The following is a 15,847-nucleotide window of genomic DNA, read 5'->3' as shown; positions in this document are numbered from 1 at the left end:
TGCTCTCTCCGCGCGGTGCTCTCGGTACGTTCCTCTCCGCACGGTCCTCTCGGTACATTCCTCTCCGCACGGTCCTGTCCGTTCGCCCGGATCCCGCATCGCCGCCCGAATCCTGCGGCCGCGCCGAGATTCCGCCTCCGTACCGCTCAGGCCGCGATGGCCAGCACGAACGGCAGCACCGCCGGGGCCCCGGCGGCGCGCAGGACCCGGGCGGCCTCGGTGATGGTCCACCGGCTGTCCGCGAGGTCGTCGAGCAGCAGCACCGGGCCGGGCGCCGCTGCAAACTGCTCGGCCATCGCCGGCGGCACCGCAAACTGGTCCCACACGGCCGCGAGGCGGAACGCGCTGTTGCCACCGGAATCGCCGCGCGGGCCGCCCTGCTTGTACTCAAGTTCGCCAAGGTAGGGCAGCCTGCCGACGCGGGCGATCCCCTGGGCGAAGGATCCCACCAGCGCCGGATGCCGCCGGGAGGGCAGGCTGACGACGGCGACGGGGCGCTCGGCCCAGCCCCACTGGGCGAGCACCTGCACGCACGCCTGCAGCATGGCGTCCTCGATGGGCCGGTCCTCCCCGCCCTCCCCGGACGAAGAGAGCAGGGTGCGCAGCCGTCCGCCCCACCCCAGGTCGGTGAGGCGGGCCAGCGCGCGTCCGGGAAGCGCCTGCTCCCCCGGCTTGAGTTTGCCCTTCACCGGCACCCCCAGCCGGTCCATGCCCCCGGGCCACATCAGCCGCGGCTCGAGTTCCACCCCGACCCGGCCGAGGGCGGTCTGGGCGCTGTCCCGGGCCTCGGCGTCGATCGCGTCGCCGAACCAGGGGCCGGCGCAGTTGTCGCACCGTCCGCACGGGGCGGCGTCGGGATCGTCCAGCTCCCGGGCCAGGAACTCCATCCGGCAGCCGGAGGTGAACTCGTATTCCAGCATCGAGTTCTGCTCCGCGAGCCGGGCCGCCGCGACCCGGCTGTAGCGTTCGGCATCGTAGAACCAGGGCTGGCCGGTGCGCGCCCAGCCTCCCTGGACCCGCTGCACGGCGCCGTCGACGGCCAGGACCTTCAGCAGCAGTTCCAGCGGGGTGCGGCGCAGGTTGACCCGGGCCTCCAGGGCCGGCGCGGAGAGGGCCCCGCCGGCGGCCTCCAACTCGGCCAGCACCGCGTGCGCACGCTGTTCGTCGGGCATGGAGGCGGTGGCGAAGTAGCGCCAGATTTCCCGGTCCTCGGGCCCGGGCAGCAGCAGGACGTCGGCGTTGTCGGTGCCGCGGCCGGCGCGGCCGACCTGCTGGTAGTAGGCCACCGGGGAGCTGGGAGCCCCGACGTGCACCACGAAGCCCAGGTCCGGCTTGTCGAACCCCATGCCCAGCGCGCTGGTGGCCACCAGCGCCTTGACCTGGTTGTCCTTGAGCGCCTGCTCGGCGCGGGCGCGTTCCTCGGTGTCGGTGCGGCCGCTGTAGGCGAGCACGTTGTGCCCGGCCTCGCGCAGCAGCCGCGTGATGTCCTCGGCGGCGGACACCGTAAGGGTGTAGATGATGCCGCTGCCATGGAAGTCCTCCAGGTGCGTGAGCAGCCACGCCAGCTGGGAGCGCGGGCTCGGCAGGCGCAGCACGCCCAGGCGCAGCGACTTGCGCGCCAGCGGTCCGCGCAGGGTGAAGACGTCCGCTCCGCCGACGGCGAGCTGCTCCTGGACGTCGTGGACCACCCGCTCGTTCGCGGTCGCGGTGGTGGCCAGCACGGGCACGCTGGGCGGGAGCGCAGAGATCAGGTCCTTGATCCGGCGGTAGTCCGGCCGGAAGTCGTGGCCCCAGTCGGAGATGCAGTGCGCCTCGTCGATCACCAGCAGGCCCATCCGGCGGACCAGCTCCGGCAGCTGCTGGTCGCGGAACACCGGGTTGTTCAGCCGTTCGGGAGAGACCAGCAGCACGTCCACCTGGTCGGCGTCCAGCTTGGCGGTCACCTCGCCCCACTCCAGGGCGTTCGCGGAGTTGATCGCCTCCGCGCGCACCCCGGCGCGGGCCGCGGCCGCGACCTGGTCCCGCATCAGGGCCAGCAGCGGGCTGACGATCAGCGTGGGGCCCGCTCCGCGGGCGCGCAGCAGCAGGCTCGCCACGAAGTAGACCGCCGACTTGCCCCAACCGGTGCGCTGCACCACCAGGGCGCGGCGGCCGCCGTCGACCAGTGCCTCGATCGCCTCGAACTGCCCGTCGTGGAACACCGCGTCCTCGCGCCCCACCAGCCGGCGCAGCACCGCCGTCGCCTCGTCCCGCAGTCCGTCCCGCAGCCCTACCATCGCCGTTTCACCCATGACCCCAGTATTCCAGCCGCCCCCGACGCGATGGCCCGCGCGGCCACGGCTGTGGAAAACCCGCGCGGCGCTGGCCACCGGCTAAGCTCATAGGCGTGACGGACCAAATCGATCTTTCCCTCTCCTTCAAGGCCTACGACGTGCGCGGCATCGTCGGCGAAACCATCACCGCCGAATCGGTCGAGGCCGTGGGCGCGGCCTTCGTGGACGTGCTCGGCCTGGCCGGGGACACCGTGCTGGTTGGCGGGGACATGCGCCCCTCCTCCCCCGCCTTCGCGGAGGCCTTCGCCCGCGGCGCTGCCTACCGCGGGGCCAACGTGCGCATGCTCGGCCTCATCTCCACCGACGAGCTGTACTACGCCTGCGGCACCCTCGGCGCGGCCGGCGTGGTCTTCACCGCCAGCCACAACCCGGCCCAGTACAACGGCATGAAGATGGCCAAGGCCGGCGCCGTCCCCGTGTCCTCGGACACCGGCCTGTTCGAGATCCGCGACCTGGCCCAGTCCTACCTGGAGGAGGGACTGCCGGTGTCCCGGGAGGGGGCCGAGGGCACGGTCGAGCACACCGACGTGCTCGCCGGCTACGCCGCCTACCTGCGTTCGCTCGTGGACCTGTCCCGGATCCGCCCCCTGAAGGTCGTGGTCGACGCGGCCAACGGCATGGCCGGGCTGACCACTCCGGCGGTGCTCGGCGACACCCTGCTTCCCGGACTGCCGCTGGAGATCGTGCCGCTGTACTTCGAGCTGGACGGCACCTTCCCCAACCACCCGGCGAACCCGCTGGAACCGGAGAACCTGCGCGACCTGCAGGCCGCCGTCGTCGCCCACGGCGCGGACCTCGGCCTGGCGTTCGACGGCGACGCGGACCGCTGCTTCGTGATCGACGAAACCGGCGCGCCAGTCTCCCCGTCCGCGGTCACCGCGCTGGTCGCGCGCCGGGAGATCGCCCGCGCCCGGGCCGCCGGCGAGGACGTGCCGGTGGTCATCCACAACCTCATCACCTCCCGCTCGGTCCCCGAGCTGGTCGAGCGCGAGGGCGGCCGCGCCGTCGTCACCCGCGTGGGCCACTCCTTCATCAAGGCCGTCATGGCCGCCGAGGGCGCGGTGTTCGGCGGGGAGCATTCGGCGCACTACTACTTCCGCGACTTCTTCAACGCGGACACCGGCATGCTCGCTGCCATGCACGTGCTGGCCGCGCTGGGCGAACAGAACCTGCCGCTGGGCAGCCTCGCCGCGGAATACGAGCCGTACTTCGCCTCCGGGGAAATCAATTCCGAGGTCGTGAACAAGGACGAGGCGATCGAGCACGTCCTGGACGCGTGCCTGGGCCAGGACGTGCGCATCGAAACCATGGACGGCACCACGGTCGCCGCCAACGACGGCTCCTACTGGTTCAACCTGCGCCCGTCCAACACCGAGCCCTTCCTGCGCTACAACGGCGAGGCGAAGGACCCCGAAACCATGGCGCGCGTCCGCGACCAGGTACTCAAGATCGTCAGGAGCGTCGCATGACCAACGAACCCGCCGAGAACCGCATCCTCGACCTCGACCCCGAGGACCACCTCGAGCTGAACCGCGTGCTGGGCACCGCCCTCGGGGTGGCCCGCGAGCAGCTGGAGGCCCACGGGGTGTTCCTGCCGTTCGGCATTGCGCTGGAGCCGGCCGCCGAGGGCGAGCAGGGCGAACTGCGCCTGGTTGCCGTCCAGCCCCCGGAAACCCAGGACGCGGAGGAGGACATCGATGCCGAAGTCATGATGGCCGACCTCGTGGAGCTGCTCACCCAGCAGCGCGACAGCTTCACCGCGGTCGCCCTGGTCTCCGACGTCACCCTGCTGGACGACGGCCGCGACGCGGTCCACGCCAACGGGGAGCACTCCAAGGGCGGCGCGGTCGCCGTCGTGCAGGCGTACACGCCGCCGGCCGCGGACGGCGGCGAATGGACGTTCGACGCCCCGGCCGCAGAGCCCGGCGAACTGTACGTCTGGCGCTGAGCATCCGGCGCTGAGCTGAACATCCGGCACCAATCCGGGCGGGACTTCCCGCCCGCGGTGCCGGGGCGGCCGGTTACGTGCCGGCCGCCTTGGCCAACCTGCCACAGCCGACCTGCCACAATGATGGGGTGAGAATCAATGCCTTTGCCGACGTCTGCCTGCGCACGCTGATGCTGCTGGGCGCGCAGGCCGGCGACCAGCTCACCAGCCGGGAAATCTCCGAACGGATCGGGGTGCCCTACAACCACGTGAGCAAGGCCGTGCTGGAACTGCGCCGGCGCGGCGCTCTGGAGGTTGCGCGCGGACGCAGCGGCGGAGCCCGCATCACCGCTTCCGGACTGGCCCTGGGCGTGGGCGAACTGCTCCGTTCCCTGGACGGCCACCAGGACCCGGTCGAGTGCATCAGCGCCGACGGGACCAGCTGCCCGCTGCTGGCAGGCTGCCGGCTCCGCTCCGCCCTGAACCAGGCCCGCGAGGCGTTCTACGCGACGCTGGACGACATCACCATCGACTCCCTCACGTCCAGCCCGTCGCTGGCCAGGCTGCCTTTCCCCATTCTGCCCGTATAGCGGGCCACGCCCCGATTTGCGAACCCTCTTCTACTGGGTGTAGAACTGGAAACATAATCTTGCATTTCAAATGCTAGATAAAACGTTCCGAGGAGAAACGATGCTTTCCGAGAAGTCCCGCCCCGTCATCGAAGCCACGCTGCCCGTCATCGCGGAGCGCATCGGCGAGATCACCAAGAAGTTCTACGAGCGGCTGTTCACCAACCACCCGGAGCTGATGGACGGCATGTTCAGCCGCGCCAACCAGAAGAACGGCAACCAGCAGAAGGCCCTCGCCGGCAGCATCGCCGCCTTCGCCTCCCACCTCCTGGCCCACCCGGGCACGCTGCCGGAGGCCGTCCTCTCCCGGATCGCCCACAAGCACACCTCCCTCGGCGTCCCGGAGGCCGGCTACCCGATCGTCTACGAAAACCTGTTCGCCGCTATCGCCGAGGACCTCGGCGATGCCGTCACCGCCGAGGTCGCCGAGGCCTGGACCGAGGTCTACTGGCTCATGGCCGACGCCCTGATCAAGATCGAGAAGGGCCTCTACGCCCGGCAGGCCAACAACGAGATGTTCACCCCGTGGCGGGTCACCGCCAAGGAGGCCGCGGGCGCCGGCTCCATCACCTTCCGCCTGGCGCCGGCCGATGCCACCCCGGTCACGCGCGCCACGCCGGGCCAGTACGTCTCCGTCCGCGTGCGCCTGGCCGACGGCCTGCGCCAGGTCCGCCAGTACTCGCTCTCCGACGCTGTGGATTCGCTCACCGAGCGGGTCTTCACCACCAAGCTGGATGAGGGCGGGGAGGTCTCCCCGTTCCTGCACGGGTCCGTGAACGTCGGGGACGTCGTCGAACTTTCCAACCCGTACGGCGACATCGTGTTGGACGATTCCGACGCCCCGATCGTGCTGGCCACCGCCGGCATCGGCTGCACGCCCAGCGCCTCCATCCTGCAGTCCCTGGCGCGGCAGGCCTCCGACCGCCGCGTCCTGGTCCTGCACGCCGAGCAGCGCGCCGAGAACTGGGCCCTCGGGAACCAGATGCGCTCCGCCGTCGAGCAGCTGCCCAACGCCGAGCTGCTGCTGTGGCTGGAGGAGGCTGCGGCCGGCGCGGACGCCGAGTCCGGCTTCATGGACCTGGGCGGCGTGGACCTTCCGGCGGGAGCCAAGCTGTACCTGTGCGGCCCACTGCCCTTCATGCGCTCCATCCGCTCGCAGGCCATCGATGCCGGCATCCCGGCCACGGACATCCACTACGAGGTCTTCGGTCCGGACGTCTGGCTGGCCGCCTAAGGGAATCCGAGGGAACGACGACGACGGCGGCGGGTGCCCGCCGCCGTCGTCGTTCGTTCTGGAATTGTTCGTTCAGGAGTTGTTCGTTCAGGAGTTGTTCGTTCCGGGGGCGGGCAGCAGGCGCGGGTGGACCGTGCCGTGGACGGCCCAGGCGCGGACCATCGAGTTGAAAAGCAGCGGATCCTCGATGCTCCACGCATGGTGCATGCCCGGCGCCAGCCGGAACTGCGCCTGCGGCAGCTCCCGGTGCAGGGCGGGGAATCCGCGGGCCACGAGCTTGGGCTCGCGCTGGCCGGCCACCGCCAGCAGCGGCCCCGCGTAGCCGGACAGGCCCGCCGGCAGGCCGCCGGCGTAGACCTCGTCCAGCATGGCGCGCATGGTGTCCGCCCGGGTGCTCAGCCCGTGGTCGGTATACAGCCGCCGGCCGTCCTCGGGGATGCCGAAGGCGCTGGCCTGGAGGCGCCAGAACCATTCGGAGTCCCACAGGCGCAGCTGCAGCGCCGCCGCGGCCCGCACCGCCGCTCCGACGCCGTCCACCACCGCCCCGCTGACCAGCGCGGATTGCACCAGCTCGGGATGGCGGGCCAGGACCCGCAGGCCCACGACGGCTCCGAGCGAGAGCCCCACCAGGTGGACGGTTCCGTTGGCTGATTCGTCGGCGATGAAGGCCGCGACGTCGTCAGCGGCGCTGTCCAGTCCCTCCCAGTCCTCGTCCACGCGGGCACCGAAGCCGGGCAGGTGCGGGGTCAGCACCTGATGGTCGGCAAAGGACTGGACCTGCGGGTCCCACATCCAGTTGCCGACGTTGCCGCCGTGGAGGAAAACCAGGGTTCCCGCGCCGTCCCGCCCGGCGCGGGGCGGGTGGACCTCCGGGTATCCGGCCGGGTCCTGGCGGGGCACGTGCGGGGAGGGCTTCAGCGGCGTCACGGCAGGTTCTCCTTGGTGGAATCGAGCCATTCGATCTCGGCACGCACGTGCCGGATGCCGCCGTCGAGCGTCGCGGCCATGAGGTAGGCCCGGCGGTCCCGGACCGCGGCATCCCCCAGGTCCGCGTGCATCGCCTCGAACTCGGCCAGCTGGGCCTGGGCCTGGGCGCGGCGGTGGTCCAGAAGGTCCAGCACCTCCGCGCGCTCCATGTCCCCGGCGAAGAACACGCGCGCCAGGAAGGGCTCGCGCACCGGGTCGGGGCCGAGCGGGGAGCCCAGCCACGCCTCGAGTTCGCGGCGCCCGGCCTCGGTGATCTGGTGCTCCTGGCGGTCCGGGTAGTGCTCCTGGGGGACAGTGCGGACGGTGGCCAGGCCGTCGCGGACCAACTGGGCCAGCGTGCGGTAGATCTGCGCCTTGTCGGCATGCCAGAAGTGGTTGACGCTCGAGTCGAAGTGCTTCTTCAGGTCGTAGCCGGTCATCGGGGCCAGGTTGAGCAGGCCGAGTATCAGTCGGGCGAGGATCATGACCTCATCATGACACATCGCCTAGTCGATTAGTCAACCATGCCAGGCCAAGGCGCGGCGTCCGGAAAACACGGAAGGGCACACCCCGTGCGGGTGTGCCCTTCCGTGCGTGGTGCGGGACGGCGCTAGGCGCCGAGGCGCTCGTCAAGTCCGGCCAGCTCGTCCTTCAGGGACTGCGGCAGGGCCTCGCCGAAGCCGGCGAACCATTCCTCGATGGAGGCCAGTTCGGTCTTCCACTCCTCGTGGTCGACGCGCACGGCCACCTCGACGTCGGCGGGGGTGAAGTCCTCCAGGCCGTCCAGGTCGATCGAATCGCCGGTCGGCACGAAGCCGATCGGGGTCTCGACGGCGTCGGCCTTGCCCTCGATGCGCTCGATGGCCCACTTCAGGACACGCGAGTTGTCTCCGAAGCCCGGCCAGGCGAAGCCACCCTCGGGGGTGCGGCGGAACCAGTTCACCAGGAAGATCTTCGGCAGGCGCTCCGGGTTGGCCTTGGCGGCGATCGAGTCCCAGTGGTTCAGGTAGTCGCCGGCGTTGTAGCCGATGAACGGCAGCATGGCCATCGGGTCGCGGCGCAGGACGCCCAGGGCGCCGGCAGCGGCCGCGGTGGTCTCCGAAGAGAGCGTCGCGCCCATGAAGATGCCGTTGGTCCAGGAGCGGGCCTCGGTCACCAGCGGGATGGTGGTCTTGCGGCGGCCGCCGAAGAGGATCGCGTGGATCTCGACGCCGTCCGGGCTGTAGTACTCCGGCGCCAGCATGTCGACCTGGGAGATCGGGGTGCAGAAGCGGGAGTTCGGGTGCGCGGCCGGGCTGCCGGACTCCGGAGTCCAGTCGTTGCCCTGCCAGTCGGTCAGGTGCGCCGGGACCTCGTCGGTCATGCCTTCCCACCACACGCCGCCGTCGTCGGTCAGCGCGACGTTGGTGAAGACGGAGTTGCCCTTGGCGATGGCGCGCATGGCGTTCGGGTTGGTGCTCCAGCCGGTGCCCGGCGCGACGCCGAAGAGGCCGTACTCCGGGTTCACGCCGCGCAGCTCGCCCTCCTTGCCGATGCGCATCCAGTTGATGTCGTCACCCAGGGTCTCGGCCTTCCAGCCTTCGACGGTCGGGGTGAGCAGGGCCAGGTTGGTCTTGCCGCAGGCGGACGGGAAGGCGGCGGCCACGTTGTAGGCCTTGCCCTCTGGGCTGGTCAGCTTGAGGAGGAGCATGTGCTCGGCGAGCCAGCCCTCGTCGCGGGCGATGGCGGAGGCGATGCGCAGGGCGTAGCACTTCTTGCCGAGCAGTGCGTTGCCGCCGTAGCCGGATCCGTAGGACCAGATGGCGCGCTCCTCCGGGAAGTGGACAATCCACTTCTCGTCGTTGCACGGCCACGGGACGTCGGCCTTGCCCGGCTCCAGCGGAGCGCCCACGGAGTGGAGGGCGGGGACGAAGAACGCCTTCTCCGCTTCCATCTTGCGCAGCACGTCGGTGCCGATGCGGGCCATGATGCGCATCGAAACGACGACGTACGCCGAGTCGGTGATCTCCACCCCGTACTGCGGTTGCTCGGCATCCAGCGGACCCATGACGAACGGAATGACGTACATGGTGCGGCCGCGCATGCTGCCGGTGAAGCGATCGGTGAGGATCGCCTTCATCTCGGCCGGATCCATCCAGTTGTTGGTGAAGCCGGCGTCCTTCTCCTCCTTGGAGCAGATGAAGGTGCGCTCCTCGACGCGGGCAACGTCCTTCGGATCGGAGAACGCGGCGAAGGAGTGCGGGAAGAGCTCGTCGTTGAGGCGGACAAACGTTCCGCCGTCGACCAGCTCGGCGGCCAGGCGGTCGTTCTCCTCCTGGCTGCCGTCAACCCAATAGACACTGCTCGGCTGCGTCAGTGCTGAGACTTCCTGGACCCAGGCGGCAAGCTGGGCGTGCGTCGTGGGTGCGGTCCCCTGTGCGGCGACGAGGACCTGCTGATCCGAGCTCGCGCTCATAATCGGTTCCCTCTCATTGGGCTGACAATTTGGTGCTATAAATGCTAGGCCGCGACCAAGGGGGTCATTTGTGACTCAGCTCTCCTGATTTTACTCCTCCCGCTCTATAAATCCCTGAAATCCGCGGTTTTTCGGGATTTTTGATCAGCCAATTGTGATTAAGGTCACATAGACCGGTCTACTTCCAAAAGGCGAAATCCGCGGAAACGCAGGGGGTTACGGGGGTGATTTTGCAGCCCCCGCGGAAGTCTGTATAGTGGTTCGAGGTCAAGCGCACTGCGCCGGACACAAACACCAAGCGCCCATAGCTCAGCTGGATAGAGCGTCTGTCTACGGAACAGAAGGTCAGGGGTTCGAATCCCTTTGGGCGCACGGAACAAAAAGCCTTCGCTTTTGCGGGGCTTTTTGATTTCCCCGAACGCCCGCGTTTGGAACAACTGAACATGCGCCCATAGCTCAGCTGGATAGAGCGTCTGTCTACGGAACAGAAGGTCAGGGGTTCGAATCCCTTTGGGCGCACCAGGCAAACAGGAAAGCCCCCGCTTCGGCGGGGGCTTTCCTGTTTTCTCCCCCGCGCCCCGCGCAGCCCCCTCCCCCGCAACGCCGTCCGGGAAGTGCGCCTCATTCGTAAGGAATGAGGCGCACTTCCCGGACGGCGTTTCCACGGCCGCCCTTGCCAGACCCCCTGCCGGAATCCCCTTGACGGAAGCTCTTTGCCGACAGGCAGCCCAGCAGGCCCCATCGCCTTCCCCTGCACCCTGAAAGCTCCTATTTAAACTGACTGGTCAGTTTGATTTAGACTGGATCCGTGCTCACCACAGATTCCCTGACCGTGCCGGGCCGCCATGCCCTCCTGCTTGCCCCCACCAGCATCGCCGCAGCCCCCGGGCAGCTGTTGCTGGTGGTGGCCGAACCGCAGGACACGCGCACGGTGCTCGCCCTCGCGCTGACCGCCCGCATGAAGGCCGGCTCCGGGTCCGTGGCCTGGAATGGCAACTCCTCCCCCGGAGCGGTCCGGCGCGCCAGCGTCCTGGTCGATTCGCCCCAGATCAATGAACCCGAGCGGCACCTGCGCCTGGCCGACCTGGTCGCCGAGGACCTTTCCCTGCTGCCGGGCCCGTTCTGGCGACGCCCCCGCGCCCGTGCCTGGCTGTGCCGGCAGGGGGCCGAGCGCCTGGCCCGCACGTGGGTGGACGCGCTCGATCCCGCCGATCGGCTGCGCCTGATGCTGGCGCTCGCGCTGGAGGACGCCGCGGCCGAACTGATCGTGCTGGACTCCCCGGACCGGCACGGCCTCGAGGACGGGGCCTGGCTCGGCCTGCTCCGCGCCGCGGCGGCGCACCCGCGCGGGCCCGCCGTCGTCGCGGTCGTCTCCCGCCTTCCCGACGGCTGGGACGGTCCAAGCGCCACGGCCGGGCAACACAGCGCCACGGCCGGGCCGGACGGCCCCGCCTGCGGCGGGGACCCCGCCACCACCGCCCTTCCCGACCTTATGGAGGCACCCGCATGACCTCGTTCCGCCTGGCCCTCTCCGAACTCAAGCGGATGAGTTCGGGCCGGCTGCCCCGGCTGGCCGTCGTCGCCCTGACCCTGGTCCCCCTGCTGTACGGCGCCCTGTACCTGTACGCGAACTGGGACCCGTACTCCCGCATGGGCGAGGTCCGCGCCGCGCTCGTGAACCTGGACGCGGGCGCCGCCCGCGACGGCGGTGACCTTCACGTCGGCGACGACGTCACCGGGAAGCTCCTCGAGGACGGCAGCTTCGGCTGGGTGGTGGTCGGTTCCGCGGCCGAGGCCGAGGCCGGAGTGGCCTCCGGCGACTACGCGTTCGCCCTCACCATCCCCGAGGATTTCTCCGCCAACCTCGCCTCCCCCGAAGACCTGGCGGACACCCGGCAGGCCCTGCTGAGCGTGACCACCAACGACGCCAACAACTACATGGTGGGCACCTTCGCCGACCGGCTGGCCGTGACGGTGCGCGACACCGTGGCCGCGGAGGTCGGCACCCAAACCGCCGACGCGCTGCTGGCCGGCTTCGGAGACATCCACACCAAGATGCTCGAGGCCTCCGACGGCGCCTCCGAACTGTACGCGGGCACCGTCACGCTCTCCGACGGCGCGGCCGATCTCTCCTCGGGGGCCGCCGAGGCCGACGCCGGCGCGCAGCGGCTGGCCGAGGGCACCCGGCAGGTGAACGACGGCGCCGCGGCCCTGGCGGACGGAAGCGCGGCGGTGGACGACGGGGCCGCCAAGGCCCGCGACGGGGCGGCGTCGGCCGCCACGGGAGCCGGGCAGCTGTCCGATGGCGCCGCGCGGCTCTCCGCCGGACAGGCGGCGCTGGTCGACGGGGCGGACGCGCTCGCCGACGGGACCGGGCGGGCCTCCGCGGGCGCGGCCTCGCTCGCCGACGGGCTCGCGACCCTCCAGGACAAGACGGAGGGCCTGCCCGCGGACGCCAAGGCCCTGGCCGTCGGCGCCAAGGCAGCCGCCGCGGGCACCGAGAAGCTGGCACCGGGGGCGGCCTCGGTCGCCGACGGCACCGAGAAGCTGGCCGCGGCCCTGCCGGCCCAGGTGCAGGCGATGCAGGACGCCGGCGCCGCCCACGTGGCGGAGGCGGTCGCCACGCTGGTCGGCAACGGCACCCTGACCCCGGCCCAGGCCTCCGCCCTCTCCGCGCAGATCGACGCCAACCGGCAGGCCTCAGCCGCCGACGACGCGAAGGCCCTGGACGGCCTGCAATCCACCCTGGACACGCTCGCCACCGGAGCCCGTTCGGTCTCCAACGGCGCCGCGGAGCTGAACGAGGGGCTCCCGCGGCTGGCCAGCGGCACCCGCGCGCTGGCTGATTCGGCCCCGGCGCTGGCCGACGGCATCTCCTCCGCCGCCGCGGGCTCGGCCGCCCTGGCCGACGGCGCCGCGACCTTGGACAGCGGGGCCGCCGCCTTGGCCGAAGGCGCACGGCAAGCCAGCGCCGGGACATCCGCGCTGGCCTCCGGAGCCTCCGACCTCGCCGAAGGCACCGATTCCCTGGCCGATGGCGCCGCGACCCTTTCCTCCGGAGCCTCCGACCTGGCCTCCGGCGCGGGCACCCTGGCCTCCGGAACCTCGGACCTGAGCGACGGGGCGTCCACCCTGGCCGACGGGACGTCAACGCTGGCCGAGGGGGCGCAGGGCCTCGCCGACGGCAGCGGCAGGGTGGAGGACGGTGCCGGAACACTGTCCGACGGCCTCTCGGACGGCGCCGGCGAAGTCCCGGCCCTGACCGATGGCCAGCGCGGGCAGGCCGCCGCCACCATCGGCGACCCGGTGGCCGTGGGCACCACCGAACAGGCCTCCGCCAAGGTGTACGGCGAAGGCATGGCTCCGTTCTTCCTGGCCCTGGCGCTGTGGATCGGGGTCTTTGCGCTGGCCCAGGTCATGCGGCCGATCACCCGGCGCGCGCTGGCCTCCAACGCCTCCAGCCTGAAGATCGCCATCGGCGGCTGGCTGCCCTTCCTGCTGCTCTCCGCCGCGCAGGCCACCGTCCTGTACGCGGTGGTCCTCCTCGGCCTGGGCCTGGACCCGGCCCACCCCTGGATGGTGTGGGGACTGCTGCTGCTCACGTCGCTGGCATTCAGCGCCCTCATCCAGGGCGTCATCGCCTTCCTCGGGACCCCCGGCAAACTGGTGGTCCTGGTGCTGCTGGTGCTGCAAATGGTCTCCGCCGGCGGCACGTTCCCGTGGGAAACCGCCCCGGCCCCGCTCCAGGCGGCCCACCAGTGGCTGCCGATGGGCTATATCGTGAGCGGCATGAGGCATTTGATGTACGGGGCGGACCTTGCCGTCATGGGGCCGATCGTGCTGGCGCTGCTCGGCTTCACGGCGTTCGGGGTGGCCCTGAGCACGGTGGCCGTGCGCCGCAACAAGACGTGGACGCTGAAGACGCTGCACCCGGAGCTGTCCTCGTGAGCGCCCCGGAACGGGCGGCCGCGCAGGCCGGACCGACCCTCCGCCCGGCCCGCACCGAGGCGACCCGGCACAAGCTGTTCGCCGCGTCCATGGAGATCATCGGCGAACGCGGCCCGCACTCGGTGACGGTGGATGAAATCGCCGCGGCGGCCGGCGTTTCCAAGGGCTCGGTCTACTACAACTTCGGTTCGAAGTCGGAAATGATCGGCCAGCTGCTCCGGTTCGGCGGAGACATCCTCCTGGAACGGCTGGGACGCCTCGCGGACCGTCCGGACCCGCGCCAGGCCCTGGCCGCCATGGTCGGAGAAGCCCTCGATTTCCTCGACGAGTACCCCTCCTTCGCCCAGCTGTGGGTCAGCGAGATGTGGCATTCGGCCAGCGAGTGGCGCCCCATCCTGAGCCGGATGCGCGGGGAGGTGATCGACCTGGTCCGCGCCGCCGTGACGCGCATCGACCCCTCCGGGCCGGACGAGGACCTGGACACGCTGGCCACCGCCATCTTCGGGGCCACCCTGGCGCTGGGCCGCGACCGCCACAGCTTCCACCCGGAGCGCAGCCGCGACGCGTGCGTGCGGGCGGTGATGCGCTCCGTCGCCCACCCGTAGCACCCCGGCCGTTACGGGCGCGGCACCACGAAGTGGGTGACCCGCCCGTCGCGGCCGTCCAGTTCGGCCCAGGGCTTCTCCAGCTCCATGACGGTCAGTCCCAGCGTCGGGTAGTGCGTGGCCAGGTCCATCACCGCCTCCTCGTCCGAGGCCACCGAGGCCAGCCGCATCGCCAGGTCCTGGACCGTGGGGTTGTGCCCGATGACCAGCAGCGTGCCCACGGTCTCCGGGGTCTCGTTGATGATCGAGAGCAGCTGCGTGGACGAGGACCGGTACACCCGGCTGTCCAGGTACGGGGTGGGCGCCTTGTCCCCCAGCTCGCTGGTCACCCAGGCGCACGTCGAACGGGTGCGCAGGGCATCCGAGCAGAGGATGTAGTCGGGCACGATCCCGTTCTCCGCCATCCAGCGCCCGGCCAGCGGTGCCTCCCGGTCCCCGCGCGAGGCCAGCGGACGCTCGTGGTCCTCGACCCCGAACGGATAGTCCGACTTCGCGTGGCGCAGCAGCATCAAGCGCTTGATGTGGTGGTTGCTCATGGATTCAAAAATACTCCCGCCCCACGGCAAACGACGCCGGCCCCCGCGGTTCCGTGGCCACGGAACCGCGGGGGCCGGCGTCGTGCCGTTCCCGGCAAGCGCGCTAGATGCTGTACTCCGGGGCCGCCCAGACGACGACCTCGGGGTGCTCGTAGAAGCGGTAGCCCTGGCCGCGGACCGTGCGGACGGTGTTGGCGAGGCGGCCCAGCTTGGAGCGGAGGCGACGGATGTGCACGTCGATGGTCCGTTCGTTCGGGATCTCCTCGGCGTTGCGCCACAGGTTGCTCAGCAGCTCGTCGCGGCCCACGGTGCGGGTGCCGTTCTCGACGAGGTAGTTCAGGAGCTCGAACTCCTTGAAGGTCAGGTTGAGGGTCTCCCCGTCCAGGTGCACCTCGCGGCGGGACAGGTCGATCAGCACGCCGGAGGGACGCGGAGCGGACTGCGCCGGGCGGGGCGTGGCCTCCGTGCGCGGGCGGCGGGACGCAGTGGGATCCCCGAGCGCCTGGCGGACGACGTCGATGCTCTCGCCGGTCGCGTTGGCCGGCGCCAGCGCCACCGCGGCGTGCGTCTGGGCATCCGGAGCCAGCGTCTGCAGGAAGGCGCGGACCTGGGTGGCCAGCTTGCCGAGGGAGGTCCCCTGCGCCTGGGCGGCGGCCTCGTCCAGCCCGACGTACAGGACAAAGCCGCGGGCGGCGGTGTCTGCGCTGACGGCCTGCGGGCCCGGCGTTCCGCTGGGCGCCACGATGGGGGTCGGCGCCGTCATGGGCTGGCGATCCTCGACGGCCGGCACCGCATGAAGCTGGCGGAAGCCCTGCGGGGCGACGGCGGAGCGGCCTGCGGGCTGCCGCTGTGCGGCGGCGGCGCGGTTCTGGGCGTTCCGGATGGAGATGTGGACGTAGCCTGAAGTAACGGACATCTTGGATCCTCTGTAACTGTGTGAAGTGCCTGTGATCGGCGCGAATGCATGGGGTTTCCCGGCATGGGCGTGGTGCTGCCGGCCGGAGGGTGCGAGCGGGTGGCTAGCGGACGGGGGATGGGGTCCTAAGCCTGCATTCGACAACAGCTGCGGGCGCGGCCGATGCCGTGGCCCCACTGGATTTCTGCGGCTGCAGGTGCTGTTGCGTCGATGTTCACGATGTCCAGTGTTCCCGTAACAAATGAATACCGCAAGTAATAAAGATTCGCGCGTCTCGCATAGTGAGACGAAAATGCTT

General features: G+C 70.6%; 13 protein-coding genes and 2 tRNA genes. 9 read left to right on the top strand and 6 right to left on the bottom strand.

Annotation, left to right across the window (positions count from 1 at the left end; genetic code table 11):
* Positions 1 to 146: 146 nt before the first annotated feature.
* Positions 147 to 2,291, bottom strand: a complete 2,145-nt coding sequence (locus ABD912_RS08195; protein ID WP_345149920.1) for a RecQ family ATP-dependent DNA helicase — start codon at positions 2,289 to 2,291, stop codon at positions 147 to 149.
* A gap of 89 nt (positions 2,292 to 2,380) precedes the next feature.
* Here ABD912_RS08195 and ABD912_RS08190 point away from each other — a divergent pair, with 89 nt between their 5' ends.
* From ABD912_RS08190 to ABD912_RS08175, 4 genes are all read left to right on the top strand, one after another.
* A complete protein-coding gene (locus ABD912_RS08190; RefSeq protein WP_345149990.1) occupies positions 2,381 to 3,802 on the top strand; it encodes a phosphomannomutase/phosphoglucomutase in 1,422 nt (473 codons plus the stop codon).
* Positions 3,799 to 4,281: a hypothetical protein gene (locus ABD912_RS08185; protein ID WP_345149918.1), complete on the top strand. Its 483-nt coding sequence runs from the start codon at positions 3,799 to 3,801 to the stop codon at positions 4,279 to 4,281. Before ABD912_RS08190 ends, ABD912_RS08185 begins: the two co-directional genes overlap by 4 nt.
* Before the next feature lie 128 nt (positions 4,282 to 4,409).
* Entirely contained in the window at positions 4,410 to 4,850 is a 441-nt protein-coding gene (locus tag ABD912_RS08180; RefSeq protein ID WP_345149916.1) for an RrF2 family transcriptional regulator, read from the top strand.
* Between the two features lie 100 nt (positions 4,851 to 4,950).
* Entirely contained in the window at positions 4,951 to 6,123 is a 1,173-nt protein-coding gene (locus ABD912_RS08175) for a globin domain-containing protein (protein WP_345149914.1), read from the top strand.
* 87 nt (positions 6,124 to 6,210) lie between these two features.
* Here ABD912_RS08175 and ABD912_RS08170 read toward each other — a convergent pair whose 3' ends face one another.
* The 3 genes from ABD912_RS08170 to ABD912_RS08160 form a co-directional block, all read right to left on the bottom strand.
* Entirely contained in the window at positions 6,211 to 7,050 is an 840-nt protein-coding gene (locus ABD912_RS08170) for an alpha/beta fold hydrolase (protein ID WP_345149912.1), read from the bottom strand.
* Positions 7,047 to 7,574 (bottom strand): PadR family transcriptional regulator, encoded by a 528-nt coding sequence (locus tag ABD912_RS08165; RefSeq protein ID WP_345149910.1) that lies wholly within the window; start codon positions 7,572 to 7,574, stop codon positions 7,047 to 7,049. Before ABD912_RS08165 ends, ABD912_RS08170 begins: the two co-directional genes overlap by 4 nt.
* A gap of 125 nt (positions 7,575 to 7,699) precedes the next feature.
* A complete protein-coding gene (locus ABD912_RS08160) occupies positions 7,700 to 9,544 on the bottom strand; it encodes a phosphoenolpyruvate carboxykinase (GTP) (RefSeq protein WP_345149908.1) in 1,845 nt (614 codons plus the stop codon).
* 298 nt (positions 9,545 to 9,842) lie between these two features.
* On the opposite strand from ABD912_RS08160, the gene ABD912_RS08155 reads away from it, so the two are divergent.
* From ABD912_RS08155 to ABD912_RS08135, 5 genes are all read left to right on the top strand, one after another.
* Positions 9,843 to 9,916: transfer RNA gene (locus tag ABD912_RS08155), tRNA-Arg, on the top strand.
* Positions 9,917 to 9,989: 73 nt separating this feature from the next.
* Positions 9,990 to 10,066: transfer RNA gene (locus tag ABD912_RS08150), tRNA-Arg, on the top strand.
* Between the two features lie 286 nt (positions 10,067 to 10,352).
* Positions 10,353 to 11,054 carry an ABC transporter ATP-binding protein gene (locus ABD912_RS08145; RefSeq protein ID WP_345149906.1) on the top strand — a complete coding sequence of 234 codons (702 nt, stop codon included), beginning with the start codon at positions 10,353 to 10,355 and terminating at the stop codon, positions 11,052 to 11,054.
* Entirely contained in the window at positions 11,051 to 13,492 is a 2,442-nt protein-coding gene (locus ABD912_RS08140; RefSeq protein ID WP_345149905.1) for a YhgE/Pip domain-containing protein, read from the top strand. Before ABD912_RS08145 ends, ABD912_RS08140 begins: the two co-directional genes overlap by 4 nt.
* On the top strand, positions 13,489 to 14,097 hold the full coding sequence (locus ABD912_RS08135; RefSeq protein ID WP_345149903.1) for a TetR/AcrR family transcriptional regulator: 609 nt from the start codon (positions 13,489 to 13,491) through the stop codon (positions 14,095 to 14,097). Before ABD912_RS08140 ends, ABD912_RS08135 begins: the two co-directional genes overlap by 4 nt.
* Before the next feature lie 11 nt (positions 14,098 to 14,108).
* On the opposite strand, the gene ABD912_RS08130 is transcribed toward ABD912_RS08135, so the two are convergent.
* A complete protein-coding gene (locus tag ABD912_RS08130; RefSeq protein ID WP_345149901.1) occupies positions 14,109 to 14,633 on the bottom strand; it encodes a SixA phosphatase family protein in 525 nt (174 codons plus the stop codon).
* Positions 14,634 to 14,736: 103 nt separating this feature from the next.
* Positions 14,737 to 15,549 carry a winged helix-turn-helix domain-containing protein gene (locus tag ABD912_RS08125; protein WP_345149899.1) on the bottom strand — a complete coding sequence of 271 codons (813 nt, stop codon included), beginning with the start codon at positions 15,547 to 15,549 and terminating at the stop codon, positions 14,737 to 14,739.
* Between the last annotated feature and the right edge of the window lie 298 nt (positions 15,550 to 15,847).

This window comes from Arthrobacter ginkgonis, from assembly GCF_039540195.1.
In the GTDB taxonomy this organism is placed as follows: Bacteria; Actinomycetota; Actinomycetes; order Actinomycetales; family Micrococcaceae; genus Zafaria; species Zafaria ginkgonis.
This window is presented reverse-complemented; position numbering and strand designations above follow the sequence as displayed.

Excerpts from the sequence above, each read along its gene's own strand:
- ABD912_RS08195 (WP_345149920.1), bottom strand. The coding sequence starts at position 2,291 with ATGGGTGAAACGGCGATGGTAGGGCTGCGGGACGGACTGCGGGACGAG.
- ABD912_RS08185 (WP_345149918.1), top strand. The coding sequence starts at position 3,799 with ATGACCAACGAACCCGCCGAGAACCGCATCCTCGACCTCGACCCCGAG.
- ABD912_RS08175 (WP_345149914.1), top strand. The coding sequence starts at position 4,951 with ATGCTTTCCGAGAAGTCCCGCCCCGTCATCGAAGCCACGCTGCCCGTC.
- ABD912_RS08165 (WP_345149910.1), bottom strand. The coding sequence starts at position 7,574 with ATGATCCTCGCCCGACTGATACTCGGCCTGCTCAACCTGGCCCCGATG.
- ABD912_RS08160 (WP_345149908.1), bottom strand. The coding sequence starts at position 9,544 with ATGAGCGCGAGCTCGGATCAGCAGGTCCTCGTCGCCGCACAGGGGACC.
- ABD912_RS08140 (WP_345149905.1), top strand. The coding sequence starts at position 11,051 with ATGACCTCGTTCCGCCTGGCCCTCTCCGAACTCAAGCGGATGAGTTCG.
- ABD912_RS08130 (WP_345149901.1), bottom strand. The coding sequence starts at position 14,633 with ATGAGCAACCACCACATCAAGCGCTTGATGCTGCTGCGCCACGCGAAG.
- ABD912_RS08125 (WP_345149899.1), bottom strand. The coding sequence starts at position 15,549 with ATGTCCGTTACTTCAGGCTACGTCCACATCTCCATCCGGAACGCCCAG.